Consider the following 12,737-nt stretch of genomic DNA (forward strand, 5'->3'; position numbering starts at 1 on the left):
TCAAGTCTGGGGCACCGGGGCGACGTTTACCGGCGTTTTTTTAGCCGCCGCACGCTCACCCAGAAACAGCACGGAGGTGAAGTTGAATCGACTGAAAACCATCGACAGAACCACCGGCCCCAACAAGCCACACGTCACGCCACCGAGCACCAGAAGGCTTTCGTCTTTCACGCCCAGGCGCCCCAGCACAAACCGCGAAGTCGCGGCGAACAACACGTGGAACAGGAAAATGGCATAGGAATACCCGCCGAGCCAGGTCAGCCACTTCGAGCGCATGTCACTCGACAGCAACGCCATGCAGGACACGCAACCCACCGTCAAACCGATCAGGCTGCGGCGATCGACGATCAACTCACGATCCACTGCCGCCACATACAGCAGCGTCAGCGATATCACCACGAACACCAGCGGGCCAATCACCCTGAGCGATTGCTTCAACGCGCCAACCTTTTCCTGGCCAATCATCCCCGCCACGAAAAACGGTAGCAGGTAAATCGCCCCGTTGATGCCAAACGCATCGACCTTGAACGGTGGCAGCAAAAACACCACCGCCGCAAACGCAAACAGCAGGTACAACCGAGTCGCCGTGCGCAACAGGCCACGCCATTCCAGCAGGCCGACGAACATGAAAATGATGAACACCGCCTGCAAGAACCAGAAGTGGTTGATCGGCACCCAGAACGACAGCAATGCGTCGATCACACCGACGTCCTTGTTCACGCCCGGGCCCACCGCCTGCAACACGGAGAACGGAATCCCGACGCAAAACAGCGGCACGATCAACCGCCGGACTTTGCCGGAGAAGAATGCCGAAAAGTCATTGCCGCGGATTTTGTAGATGGAATAGATGTAGCCCGAGATGAAGGTGAACAGCGGCATGCGCACATACACCATCGAGTCGGCGATCACCCGGAACGGCGAGCCCAGGTCTATTTTCAAGCCGCCGCCCAACGGGCCGATGACGTGATAAAGCACCAGCAACAGGCACGCCAGACCACGCAGGGTTTCAATCTCCAGGGACTTTTTCTTGCTCGACATAAAGCACCTGCCTCAATTCAAAATTCTTGATTCAACCTGCACCGGCTTGTTCGCCCGCAACATCAAGCCCAGGCCCACGAACAACACCGGCACCACCATCGAGAAGTGCCGGGCGAAGGAGCCGAAGTCCGGCTCGAACAGGCCTTGAACCAGCAGAAACGCCAACGGAATCGCGATCAGTTCCTTGGGTTTGGTCTGGATCGTCGCGCCTTTGTAATCGGTCGAGGTGATGACTTTGAACAGCAGCAACGCGGTCATGATCATCAACGCCACGAAGATCACCTGCCCCGGCCCCGACAGCAAAATCAGCTCCACCGGGAACGACAACCGGAAGAAGATGATCATCGAGTCCAGCGCCTGGGAAACGAAGTCGCTGCCGCTGAGCCACGAGACGATCAACGACTTGGAACCTTCCTCGCCCGCCGTGCGCAGTTCGTTGTTACTGGCGCGAATCGACGACACCGGAAACCCGAGCGCCACCTGGATCGCCGTGGCGACCGCCAGGTAGAACAGGAACAGCATCAGGAAGAAAGTGAGGCGCGAGACGTACTTCTTCATCACGCAGACGCCGACCCAGGACAGTGAAAACAGAATCCAGTAGGGCCGGATCAGCACGCCGTAGATCACCGCCGAGAAGAAAAAGCCGCCGCGATATTTGCGCGTCAAAGCGCTGAGCAAAATGCTCAACACCGCCACCGACACAATGATTTCCTTGGTCAGGTTTTCAAGGAAAAACGAGCGAACGACGCCCCACAGACACAGCGTGCCGAAAATCGTCAGCGGCATGCGCCGGAAGACCACCACCGGAATCGCCGTAAGAAAAAAATTGCAGAACATGCCATAGGCCCAGGCATTGGTCAGATTGATCCCGGTGGGCCGCAGCAGAAACGCCGAACACTCGTAGGAAGAACGATCCGGCGAGAACGGGTTCCAGAAATTGCAGTTGTCGGCACGGGCGTAGGACGACCACAAGGTCATGGCATCCGGCCCCGGATCGCGGGGGATCAACAGCGGCATGGCCACCGACAGAAACAACCCGGTAAAGAGGATCAGGAACGAAATCGAGGAATCGAGTTTCTTGCCGCGAAACTCGATGCACGGCAGTTTCAACCCCATGCCAGCGCCCCTTTCGGCCGGGTTACACGGGTCAACACGGCAATCACGCCCAGCTGCACGATGATCGCAAAAACGTTGCCCCACGCGGCGCCGTAAATCGAATAGTGCTTGATCAGCAGGTAACTGACCGGCACCGAAACCAACAAGCAGATCGCCGCGCTGGCGAGTGATACACGACTGTTTTTCGAGGCAATCAAACCGCCCCAAACGATGTCGCCCACCGCACGCAGGGCAAAGGAAAAAATCAGCACACCGAGAATCGCGTTGTCCGGACGCGGAACGCTCGTGGCGACGTAATCGAGCACAACGTTGAAGAACAGATAAATCAGCACCGCCACCATTGCGGAAACCATCAGCGAACGCATGACCCATTTATTCACGAACAAGTGCCGGACCGTGAACGACTGTTGATCCGCCTGAAAACGCTTGGCGAGCACTGGAATACCCACCACCGCCACCACCGCGTAGGACAGCGCTTGCAAGGTATTGGCCGCCGACCAGGCGTACACGTACTTGCCGAGGCTGGCGTAGGGTTCGATGTCGATAATCAGAAAGCGCTCGGCGTACTGACTCAGCGCGATCAACCCTGTGCCGAGATAGAACGGCAACCCGGCTTTCCACACGGTTGCCGTGGCCAGCGTCCCGCTCACTCGCCCCTTGTGCACGTTCACCACAATCAGGTAACCGGCCACGATCACCAGCACGTTGGCCGCAACCCACAACCACAGCACACTGGCGATCCCGGATACCCAGCCGAGCATCATTCCGCCCACCGCCAACATCGCCCAAAGGCCGGTCTTGATGAAAAACAGCAGCGCACCCGCCGTGGCTTTCTGCGCGGAAAACACGAAGGAGTTGATCTCGAACGACAGGTGCTCGGTGAGCAGTACCAGCGTCACGCAGAGGATCAGCGCGGTCGGTGCTTCAACCTGTTGGAACAGTGAATAGATCAGCACCGTCGCCACCGACAACAGCAGCCCCACGGCCAGGTACAACAGCAGCACCTTGTCGACGACTCGCCGCGAACTGGCTTCGACACTGATCAGCCGATTGATTTCGGAACTGAAGCCGACGCTGTAAAACTTCGAGGCGATCAACGAAGCCGCCATCACCACGCCGTAAAAGCCCAGCGCGTCATACCCCAGGTAATGGGTGATGGCGAGCACCAGCAAAAACTTCGCGCCTAACGCCCCGCCCCGGAGCAACAACCGGAATATCATCGAACGATGCCTTTGATGATCTCGTCCATGGCCACCGTTTTGGCTTCGATCTCGCGGCAGGTGTCGGTCAGGCGCTTGCCGAAATTCGACAGTGCGTTCGGCGCGTAAACCGTGTTGATGATGGTGTCGACATCGATATCGCCGCCGTTGATCACCCAGTCTTCCACGCCCATGTCCTGATAGGCGCCAAAGCCCTTGCGCTCATAGCTGATGTGGTACGCCGGAACGCCGGACAGCAGCGATTCGATGGCGCCGTGCAGGCGCACGGAAATCACCAGGTCCGGCTGATACTTGGCGATCGTCGCCTTCAACGGCAGCAAGTCTTCGGTAATGCCCAACTCCCGATAGAACGCACCGTCATCGTTGCCACGCACCGCGCTCTGGACGGCGCAAACCACTTTGCTTTTGTTCTTCAAGCGCTGCAGCAGCAACTTCAGGTTGGCCACGTAAGCGACCTTCTTCTCCTTGCTCCACTCCGGCGGCTTGCGCAGCACCACGCACACCGTGGCCGGTGAAGACGCGCACCGAGTGAACTTGGGTTGCATGAGGATTTTGCTGGCCAATGACTGGACCGCCAGATCCGGCGCGCGGTAGACATTTTCACAGGCATCGAAAATCGCCGAGGAGCGGTTGTCGCGCACAAACACGGCGTCGGCACTGGCGTAATGTTCGACGATCTTGCGGCTCTCGCCATGAAACGGGCCGATGCTTTGCGGCAGGTACACCGACGGGACTTTGCTGAGAATCGCGGTTTCCAGTTGCTTGGCGTGGCCCAGATTCAACTTGATGTGTTCGAAGGCGCTTTTGGAACGCATGTAGCCGCCACCGACGCCGACGATCAAATCGGTTTTCTTCAGCAGATCAGCCAGCCCCGCGTAGGACTGATTGAGAAACACCGCTTGCTTGACCCGACCCAAGCCCTTGGCTGCCATCACCGGTGCGTCAAAACGCGGGTACGGCAAGTAGTTGAAGGACTCCGGATCGGAAGCCACGACACTGATCGACGTTTCTTCCCCAAAGTTGCGTTGCACCAGGGCAATGGCCAGATCCACGAGCAGGCCGTCACCGGAGTTGGACGCACTGTAGCCATGCAAAATCGTTACGTTCATAAGCTTGAGTTCTACTTAAAAAGTGGGGGCGCGATACAGGTCATAGGTCTGGCGGATCATCAACGCAGCGCTGAAGCGTTCTCGGACGATGCTGCGCCCTTCGCTGCCGAGGTCGAGCAACCGCGGCTTCTGGATTTTCTTCAGCACATCGGCCAGCGCCTGGTGGTCGCCGCTGGGGAAGACGTAGCCGGACACCTCGTTAGTGACCAACTCGGGCAGCGACGTACAGTCGCTGGCAATCACCGGCAAGCCCATGGCCATGCCTTCGAGCGGCACCATGGCAAAGCCTTCCCAGCGACTCGGGACGATCAGCGCATCGGCTTTCCGGTACAGCGCCTGGACTTCGCTCGGCGTCACCCACGGCAGGTATTCAACCCCTTCCATTGGCGGACACTCGACCGAATCCTCGTTCACCGCACTGCCCACCACCGTCAGCTTCAAGTCACTGCGCTGCACGCTGGCGAACGCCTTGAGCAACACGTCGAAGCCTTTCTGATAATCGAGACGGCCGACGAAGAGCAGATGAATGGGCTCGGGACTGGTGGTTTTCGGCGCGTCATCCTTGTGATGGATGCCGTTGTAGATCAGCGTCATGCGCTTGCGTTCGATGCCGAACTGCGCGGCTTTGTCGAGCTCGTACTGGCTGACGCAGATGATCACATCGGTGACCTTCTGCAATACCCGCTCGATCCACGCATAGGCTTTCTGCTTGGTCGGCGAGCTTTCCATCAGGAACGAAAAAGCATGCGGGCAGTAAACGATTTTCGGCTTGCGCCAAGGTCGCAACAGCACGCACACGCAACGCCCGATGACGCCGGAAAAGGTGCTGTGCAAATGCACGACATCGGGTTTTTCCTTGAGCATCACCTGGGTCAGTCGCCAGGCGAAGCGCAGCAACGACGGCACATTGCGGCCGGTCCGGGCGAAGGTGCGGATCTGATGCCCGGCAATCCCGTGCAGTTCTTTTTCCTGATCCTGCGGAACCAGATAGACCCGTTCATAGTTTGCCGCGTCGCCTTCGGGCGAAGCCGAAATCGTACGGATCACCGTCGCGACGCCACCTTTGATCGTCTCTGCCACGTGCAGTATTTTTTTCACAACTCACCCACTTCAAACAGGAAAGGACAATCGCTGACACTCAGGATTTGTCGGACGCGTATTCGTAGTTGTAATAGCCGTAGCCGCCATTGCCGTAGTAGCTGGCTGCACGCTTCTCGACGCCGTTGAACACAGCGCCCTTCAACTCGATGCCATTTTGCGCGAACCGACGAATCGTCAGTTCGATCTCCTTGGCCGGGTTCACCCCGAAGCGCGTGACAATCAGGCTGATGCCTGCTTCTCGACCGACAATTGCCGCATCCGTCACCGCCAGCAACGGTGGCGTGTCGATGATCACCACGTCATACAGCTCGCTGAGTTGCGCCAGCAGTTCACGAAAATTGGCGTGCATCAGCAGTTCTGAAGGATTGGGTGGAACCTGGCCGCGACTGATGAAATGCAGGTTGTCGACTTCGACTGTATTGATCGCCTGCTCGATGCTGCAGCGCTTGACCAACAGGTCCGACAAGCCATTGGTAATCGGCGTATTCAACGTCTTGTGCAGGTGACCTTTGCGCATATCGGCGTCGATCAGCACCACCCGCTGTCCGCTCTGCGCCATGACTGCCGCGAGGTTGGAAGAAACGAAGGTCTTGCCGACCTGCGGGCTCGGGCCGGAAATCATGATCCGGTTGTTAGTCGAATCCAGCCCGGCAAAATGCAGGCACGTGCGCAAACTGCGAATCGACTCGATGGACAAGTCCGTCGGGTTACGCAACGCCAGCAGATACGCCGGTTTCTCCGTCGCATCCTTGCGCACTTTTTTACTGTCTTCTTCCTGCTGCAGTGCGCTGTACGGGATCGATGCATACACCGGCAAACCGAGTTGCTCGATGGCCTCCGGCCCTTCCAGTCCACGGCTCATGGATTTGCGCAACAACACCAGGGCAACACCGAAAAAGGCGCCGAGGAAGGTGGCAATCAGCACGATCAGGGGCTTGCGCGGTTTGACCGGGCTGGTGAGGTCGACATCGGCGGTGTCGATCAACCGCACGTTGCCCACCGCCCCTGCCCGGACGATGTCCAGCTCCTGGGATTTGTTCAGCAGTTGCGTGTAGATCTGCGATGCCACTTCCACGTCGCGGGTCAGGTTCAGCAGTTCCTGTTGCGTCGCAGGCAGGTCCTGGGCCTTGCTCTCCAGTGTCTTTTGTTGCTGGGTCAGTTCGCCGATCTGCATCATCAATGCGCGATAAGCCGGATGCTGCTTGGTGAACTTGCGATCCAGCTCCGCCTGCTGCATTTTCAGCTCGGAGATACGGGTGTCCAGGCTGACAACCTGTTCCAGCACCGATTGGGTTTCGAGGGAAATGTTGACCGTCTTGCCGCGGGTTTGATAACCATTGAGCGCATCGCTGGCCTTCGCCAGATCACGTTTGACCTGCGGCAGTTGGCCTTGCAAAAACTCCAGGCTCTGCGCCGCTTCGGCGGATGTGCGCTGCACGTTCTGCTGCACATACAACGAAGCGATTTTATTGAGGATTTTCACCGCCTCGGCCGCATCGGTGCTGGCCAGGGCGAGACGGATGATGCCCGACTCCTTGCCTTGCTCGGTGATCTCCAGCGCATCCTGGTATTTCTGGATGGTCACAATCCGTGGATTACGCACCACTTCGAAACGGGTGCCGGGGTTCGCCTCCAGATGAGCGATCATCCCTTCCACGCCGCCTTGCGCAAAGGCACTGCCGGCAACGCCTTCCACCAGCAGATTATCGTTGTCATCAAAGAGCTGGAATCGATGCTGCTCGCCGGCGATCAGCGTGAGTTTTTTGCCCAACAATTCCTTCGGCAGATTGAGCCGGGCGAACTCCAGGCGCTCACCGCCCCAGGCGTAGCTGTTCAGGCCGAAACGCGGCGCCGCGACACTGAACTCGGTCTCGCCGCGATAACGTCGGGCGAGAAAGCCACCTATGACCGGGAAGGTTTTGGGGGTGATGTCGATATCAAGGCGAAGATCATCGACCGTTTTGCCGATTATCGCGCGGGACTTGATGATGCCGATTTCGGTCACCGACGGCGATTGCCCGCCGAGCATGCTGTTGAGGTCGGAAAAACCGAGCATGTCGTTCTTTTTCGGCTCGACCTGCACCAGCGCATTCGCCATGTACACCGGCGTCGACAACACCGCGTAGGCAACGCCGGTCATCATGAACGCACCGGTGAGCGCGCCTATTAACCATTTCTGGTCAACCAAAGAGCCAAAAATGCCGAGAAGATCAATACTGTCTTGATCATTGTCCCGGGTGCCGATTACTGACGGTAACTGCATAAGTCTGTTCTTACCATTCACTGATCTGAAGGATATTCATCAATGTCCGAGGCGCTGTGCCCATGAGCAAACAGCATCTTCAATCAATGCGTGGGCATGAATAAACGCGGCCTTTCCTTGACGATACGGATCCTGTATTTCTCGCTCGCTCTGCCACTTGCCGAGCAGAAATACTTTGCCCCTCGCATGAGAGGCAATATTCAAGACTTGTTTTACATGCTCTTTTTCCATGACCAGAATCAGGTCTGATTCATTAACGATGTCGGGTGTGAGTTGCCGCGCCTTAAACCCCTGGGCGTCGTGCCCGTGATCTTCCAGTACCTGGAGGGCCGACGGTTCCATGGCCTCGCCAACCCGTGCGGCAAGGCCCGCCGAGGTGACCGTGATCGTTGAAGGGGCCAGCGCGTTACGCAGCAACGTTTCTGCTGTCGGACTTCGGCAAATATTGCCCACGCAGACGACAAGGATCTTTCTGAACAAGGTTACTTTCCTGTGTAATATCAATAGGCCAATATGCGAGTGGGCTTTAGTGAACCCACAAGACCTTGCGGCACGCAGAAATAGATTCGCCCTGTTAATACAAGTGCATTAAGTACCACAGCCCTCAAAAGTCACCCAACCAGAATTACCGGACCAAAAATAACTGTGATTTTCCGGTATTGGTTTTCTGACAAAAAATAACATTCGTGCACTTAGCACCCTCGCAACTATCGAAATTAAAATAACCAGTTAACGATTGGCCAATTTCATTTAATCGGGAGAGCACACATGAACTCAGCGCCTTTCAAAAGGTTCGCGACCGTCACCCTGTTGATGCTCGGTGCGGCCAGCCAGGTTCACGCCAGCGATTTATTCCCGGCGCTGACTGCCGACAAGACCATCGGTGTCCAGGTGAAGATCCAGACCTTCTCCCCCGCTGATGCCAAACAGATCAAAACCGCTGGATTCGGCTTCGTGCGCTTTGGCGTGTGGACCAATAGCCTCGGCGGCACGGCCTATCAAAAGCAGATACGCGATGCGTTCGCTGCCGCCAAGTCCGCCGGGCTGCCGGTATTGATGACCGTACGCTCGACCAAGGCGCTGACCACTACGCCTGACGACACCGGAGAACTCGCTGCTGCCAGCGAGTCGTTCGCCAACGCGGTGATGAGCCTGGAGAAATCCTACGGCCCGCAACTGGTCGCCATTGAGATATGGAACGAGCCGGACCTGGCGAAGTATTGGCCAACCCGACATTTCGACACGACGTTTGTGCCGTTCATGAGTGCCATGTGCAAGTCGCTGCAGGACACAGCGCCATCGACGCCGTTGATCGGCTTTGGTTTCGCCCGCCCGCCAAGTGCCGGCAGCGCATCGACCGTGGCGCTGGACAGCATCGTCCGCGAATACCCCAAGTGCCTCAGCGCAATCTCCTATCACCCTTATGGCATGTCCGGCGCGCAGATCAGCAAGGCCCAGGCGTTCATTCAACAGAACTTCCATCTACCGGGCGTCATCAGTGAATGGGGCGTTCCCTCGCTCAGATCCAACGGCGGGATTGAAGCGCAGGCCAGCAAAATCAGCGCGTTCATTGCGGACGTCAAACAGCTCGACATCCCGCTGACCTCAATCTACGAGTGGAAAAACAGTGAAACGGGCAGCAATGACCGGGAGAGAAATTTCGGTTTGCTGACCGCTGATGGTCAACCGAAACCGGCGAGCATGGCGGCCTCGACCCGGTTGAATCCAGAGTAGGTCGCTGACGGTCAGTTGCTTTGAACCTGTGCCGCGTTTTGGCATCGTATTTACCGATAGCACGCCCCGCCTTTCAAACAGCCGTACTCCGGTTGTTGCCGCAGGGACCGTCGATACACGTACCCGCCCTTGAGTGGCTGTCAGCGCTCGGGTAATGTCATCAGATCCATAGGACAGAGCACGCCCATGACTTCCAAGCTGGAACAACTCAAACAAATGACAACCGTGGTTGCCGACACCGGCGACTTCGAAGCGATCGCTCGCGTGAAACCCGTGGACGCCACGACTAACCCTTCCCTGCTGCTCAAGGCCGCAGCGATTCCCGCGTACGCCGAACTGCTGAACGCGAGCGTCAGCGACTGCAAGGGCGACATAGGCCTGGCCAGCGACCGTTTTGGCGTTGCCGTGGGCCAGGAGATCCTCAAATTGATCCCGGGTCGCATTTCCACCGAAGTGGATGCGCGCCTGTCATTCGACACCGACGCCATGCTCAAGCGTGCGCATCGTCTGATCGAGCTGTACGAAAAAGCCGGCATCGGCCGTGACCGCGTGCTGATCAAGATCGCCTCCACCTGGGAAGGCATCCGCGCTGCCGAGATCCTTGAAAAAGAAGGCATCCAGACCAACCTGACCCTGCTGTTCTCCTTTGCCCAGGCAGCCGCCTGTGCCGACGCCGGGGTGTTCCTGATTTCGCCGTTCGTGGGCCGTATCTACGACTGGTACAAGAAAGCCAACGGCAACGACTACACCGGCGCGGACGATCCGGGCGTGCAGTCGGTGACGCGCATCTACAACTACTACAAGGCCAATGACTACAAGACCGTGGTCATGGGCGCGAGCTTCCGCAATCTGGGCCAGATCGAGCACCTGGCCGGCTGTGATCGCCTGACCATCAGCCCTGACCTGATCGACAAGCTGGCGGCGGACACCGGCAAGCTGGAGCGCAAACTCGCCCCAGGCCATGCTGGTGAAGCACGTTTGAGCCTCAACGAATCGCAATTCCGCTGGTTGTCCAACGAAGACGCGATGGCGACCGAGAAACTGGCCGAAGGCATTCGTCAGTTCGCTCGCGACCAGGAGAAGCTTGAGGCGTTGTTGCAGGCCAAGCTGTGATCTGATTCAGCGAAATGCAAAAAGGGCGAACCCTGGTGGGTTCGCCCTTTTTTGTGGCTGTTTGACTCGGTTGGCTGCGCGCGGTTTTTGCAGTGGTTCAACGGGTGCCATCGCTGGCAAGCCAGCTCCTACAGGGTAATCGATGTGTTCAATTGTAGGAGCCGGCTTGCTGGCGATGGCGCCTGGACAAGCACCATCGGCTCAGGAAATCAGTGGCGTTCCAGCGCATTCACCAGATCATGGAACGCTTCACGATTGGAGTCGTTCAGGCCCATGAGGATCTTGTGCGCTTCGAGCACCTTGATCCGCACCACTTCTTCGGACTGATCCTGATCTGGCAGGTCGTCCAGGCATTCCGGGCACGGCACAGGCTTGTCAACGATGTTGAACACCTGCTCGAAGCCCATGGACTGCAGAAGACGGGTGATGTCTTCGTGCGTGGTGACGACGGTCGGCAACAGGCCGACCTTCTGCCGCGACAGGATCGACAACTTGGCCAACAGGCCAAGGGTGGTGCTGTCGATGCTGCGGGTTTCAGTCAGGTCGATCACGATCGCGTTGAAATTCAACGCGGTGAAGATCCGATCAATAGTCGCATCCAACGCCGAACACAGGGTCAGGCGAACTTCACCGACGAACTTCAGGACGAAGGTGCCGTCCTGCTCGGCGAACTGGATTCTACCGGTACTCATCAAAGATTCCTGCTCAACACCAACAGGGCGATATCATCCGGCATCTCCCCTAGCGTGGCCAATCCAAAAACCTGCCGCAGCCCATCCAGGGTGCCGCCCGCAGCCTTGACCCGTTGGGGCAACGCCGCCTCTTTTTCTTTGAGTGTGGGTTCTGGCAAAAGGTCCAGAATGCCATCAGACATCAGCGTCAGGCTGAACGTCGGCGGCAGCTCCAGTACGTGATCTTCGTAGGTCGCTTCGTTGAAGAGGCCTACGGGCAGACCGCGCCCTTCCAGATAACTGACACTGTCGGGTGTGTACAACACCGGCAACGGCAGATGACCGCCGATGCTATAGGTCAACAAACCTGTCTCCTCGTCGATGACTCCACCGACCATTGTGACGTGTTTACCCAGCTTACAACTGATCAGGCCCCGGTTGATATGACCAAGGACTTCTGAAGGCTTGAACTCCGGCAATGTGCCGCTGCGCTTGGATTCGAACAGCAAGCGCGTGGTCATGAACTTCAACAGCACCGTGACGAAGGCTGAAGAGGCGCCATGACCGGATACGTCGGCCAGGTAGAACGCTACCCGACGCTCGTCGACCCGGAAGTAGTCGACAAAATCACCCGACAGGTACAGCGACGGGATGATCTGGTGAGCAAATTTGAACTCGTCGATGGACCAGGGGCTGACCGGCAGCATGTTCATCTGCACCTGACGACCGGCGTTCTGGTCTTCCTGGAGCAGGTTCAGGCTGGCGGCGAGCTCGCGGTTGGCCTTCTCCAGCTTCTCGCGGTAGCGCTGGTTTTCCACCATCAGACGCGCACGATCCAGGGCCCGACGCACAGAGTGCTCAAGCACTGCCAGATCTTCGAGAGGCTTGATCAGGTAATCCGCCGCACCCAGGCGCAGGGCCTCGACCGCGTCGTTCATCACGCCGGCGCCCGACACCACGATCACTGGCGTCTGCGGCGACCGCTCGGTGACCTGGCGAATGAGTTCGAGTCCGCCCATCTGCGGCATGCGCAGATCGCAGATGACCAAGTCGGGCTTGTCTTGCTCGAATACCTGAAGACCTTGCTGACCATTGCTGGCCTGCAAGACGCTGAAACCACTGTCTTCCAAATAGGCGGCGAGGCTCGCGCGCACTACTTCGTCATCATCGATTATCAGCAGCGTGGCACTGGTTTTTGGCATGTGGGCAAACGGCGCCAGAATTAGGTTGGCGTAGCTGGCGGGGAACGGGTCCCGGCTCACACTACTGGATTCGCTTTCTAGCCTCTCTGTCGCACCACTTTCGAGCATTTGCCCTACACGCATGTACACCAGAGGTGCCCTTCTAAGGCGCAGACGGTACTCCCATCCGC

The 12,737-nt window shown here is 57.8% G+C and carries 11 protein-coding genes; 2 read left to right on the plus strand and 9 right to left on the minus strand.

The window, feature by feature from the left end:
- The 7 genes from QYH43_RS25015 to QYH43_RS25045 are packed head-to-tail and all read right to left on the minus strand — an operon-like array spanning position 1 to position 8,327.
- Positions 1 to 1,038, minus strand: coding sequence for an acyltransferase family protein (locus tag QYH43_RS25015; RefSeq protein WP_301158336.1), 1,038 nt, complete (start codon positions 1,036 to 1,038; stop codon positions 1 to 3).
- Between the two features lie 12 nt (positions 1,039 to 1,050).
- A complete protein-coding gene (locus tag QYH43_RS25020; RefSeq protein WP_095061207.1) occupies positions 1,051 to 2,154 on the minus strand; it encodes a hypothetical protein in 1,104 nt (367 codons plus the stop codon).
- Positions 2,145 to 3,374: a polysaccharide biosynthesis C-terminal domain-containing protein gene (locus QYH43_RS25025; RefSeq protein WP_095061205.1), complete on the minus strand. Its 1,230-nt coding sequence runs from the start codon at positions 3,372 to 3,374 to the stop codon at positions 2,145 to 2,147. The genes QYH43_RS25020 and QYH43_RS25025 overlap by 10 nt, the downstream gene beginning before the upstream one ends.
- Positions 3,371 to 4,483 (minus strand): polysaccharide pyruvyl transferase family protein, encoded by a 1,113-nt coding sequence (locus tag QYH43_RS25030; RefSeq protein ID WP_301158337.1) that lies wholly within the window; start codon positions 4,481 to 4,483, stop codon positions 3,371 to 3,373. The genes QYH43_RS25025 and QYH43_RS25030 overlap by 4 nt, the downstream gene beginning before the upstream one ends.
- 15 nt (positions 4,484 to 4,498) lie before the next feature.
- Positions 4,499 to 5,581 carry a glycosyltransferase family 4 protein gene (locus tag QYH43_RS25035; RefSeq protein ID WP_301158338.1) on the minus strand — a complete coding sequence of 361 codons (1,083 nt, stop codon included), beginning with the start codon at positions 5,579 to 5,581 and terminating at the stop codon, positions 4,499 to 4,501.
- Between the two features lie 40 nt (positions 5,582 to 5,621).
- A complete protein-coding gene (locus QYH43_RS25040; protein WP_301158339.1) occupies positions 5,622 to 7,847 on the minus strand; it encodes a polysaccharide biosynthesis tyrosine autokinase in 2,226 nt (741 codons plus the stop codon).
- A 39-nt stretch (positions 7,848 to 7,886) separates the two neighbouring features.
- The gene (locus tag QYH43_RS25045; protein WP_095061197.1) at positions 7,887 to 8,327 is read right to left on the minus strand and encodes a low molecular weight protein-tyrosine-phosphatase; all 441 of its coding nucleotides are present in this window, start codon (positions 8,325 to 8,327) and stop codon (positions 7,887 to 7,889) included.
- Between the two features lie 288 nt (positions 8,328 to 8,615).
- Between QYH43_RS25045 and QYH43_RS25050 the strand changes: the two genes are divergently transcribed.
- Together QYH43_RS25050 and tal are read left to right on the plus strand one after the other, a co-directional pair.
- Positions 8,616 to 9,581: a cellulase family glycosylhydrolase gene (locus tag QYH43_RS25050; RefSeq protein WP_301158340.1), complete on the plus strand. Its 966-nt coding sequence runs from the start codon at positions 8,616 to 8,618 to the stop codon at positions 9,579 to 9,581.
- Between the two features lie 186 nt (positions 9,582 to 9,767).
- Positions 9,768 to 10,694, plus strand: a complete 927-nt coding sequence (tal, locus tag QYH43_RS25055) for a transaldolase (RefSeq protein WP_301158341.1) — start codon at positions 9,768 to 9,770, stop codon at positions 10,692 to 10,694.
- A 209-nt stretch (positions 10,695 to 10,903) separates the two neighbouring features.
- On the opposite strand, the gene rssC is transcribed toward tal, so the two are convergent.
- Together rssC and rssB are read right to left on the minus strand one after the other, a co-directional pair.
- A complete protein-coding gene (gene rssC, locus QYH43_RS25060) occupies positions 10,904 to 11,386 on the minus strand; it encodes an anti-sigma factor antagonist RssC (RefSeq protein WP_056857042.1) in 483 nt (160 codons plus the stop codon).
- Positions 11,386 to 12,567: a two-component system response regulator RssB gene (gene rssB / locus QYH43_RS25065; RefSeq protein WP_301158342.1), complete on the minus strand. Its 1,182-nt coding sequence runs from the start codon at positions 12,565 to 12,567 to the stop codon at positions 11,386 to 11,388. The genes rssC and rssB overlap by 1 nt, the downstream gene beginning before the upstream one ends.
- Between the last annotated feature and the right edge of the window lie 170 nt (positions 12,568 to 12,737).

The organism is Pseudomonas sp. C32, assembly GCF_030417915.1.
Taxonomy (GTDB): Bacteria; Pseudomonadota; Gammaproteobacteria; order Pseudomonadales; family Pseudomonadaceae; genus Aquipseudomonas.

Bases quoted from the DNA above. Each gene is read 5' to 3' on its own strand.
- QYH43_RS25025 (WP_095061205.1), bottom strand. From the start codon at position 3,374: ATGATATTCCGGTTGTTGCTCCGGGGCGGGGCGTTAGGCGCGAAGTTT.
- QYH43_RS25015 (WP_301158336.1), bottom strand. From the start codon at position 1,038: ATGTCGAGCAAGAAAAAGTCCCTGGAGATTGAAACCCTGCGTGGTCTG.
- tal (WP_301158341.1), top strand. From the start codon at position 9,768: ATGACTTCCAAGCTGGAACAACTCAAACAAATGACAACCGTGGTTGCC.
- QYH43_RS25050 (WP_301158340.1), top strand. From the start codon at position 8,616: ATGAACTCAGCGCCTTTCAAAAGGTTCGCGACCGTCACCCTGTTGATG.
- rssB (WP_301158342.1), bottom strand. From the start codon at position 12,567: ATGCCAAAAACCAGTGCCACGCTGCTGATAATCGATGATGACGAAGTA.
- rssC (WP_056857042.1), bottom strand. From the start codon at position 11,386: ATGAGTACCGGTAGAATCCAGTTCGCCGAGCAGGACGGCACCTTCGTC.
- QYH43_RS25040 (WP_301158339.1), bottom strand. From the start codon at position 7,847: ATGCAGTTACCGTCAGTAATCGGCACCCGGGACAATGATCAAGACAGT.
- QYH43_RS25020 (WP_095061207.1), bottom strand. From the start codon at position 2,154: ATGGGGTTGAAACTGCCGTGCATCGAGTTTCGCGGCAAGAAACTCGAT.
- QYH43_RS25030 (WP_301158337.1), bottom strand. From the start codon at position 4,483: ATGAACGTAACGATTTTGCATGGCTACAGTGCGTCCAACTCCGGTGAC.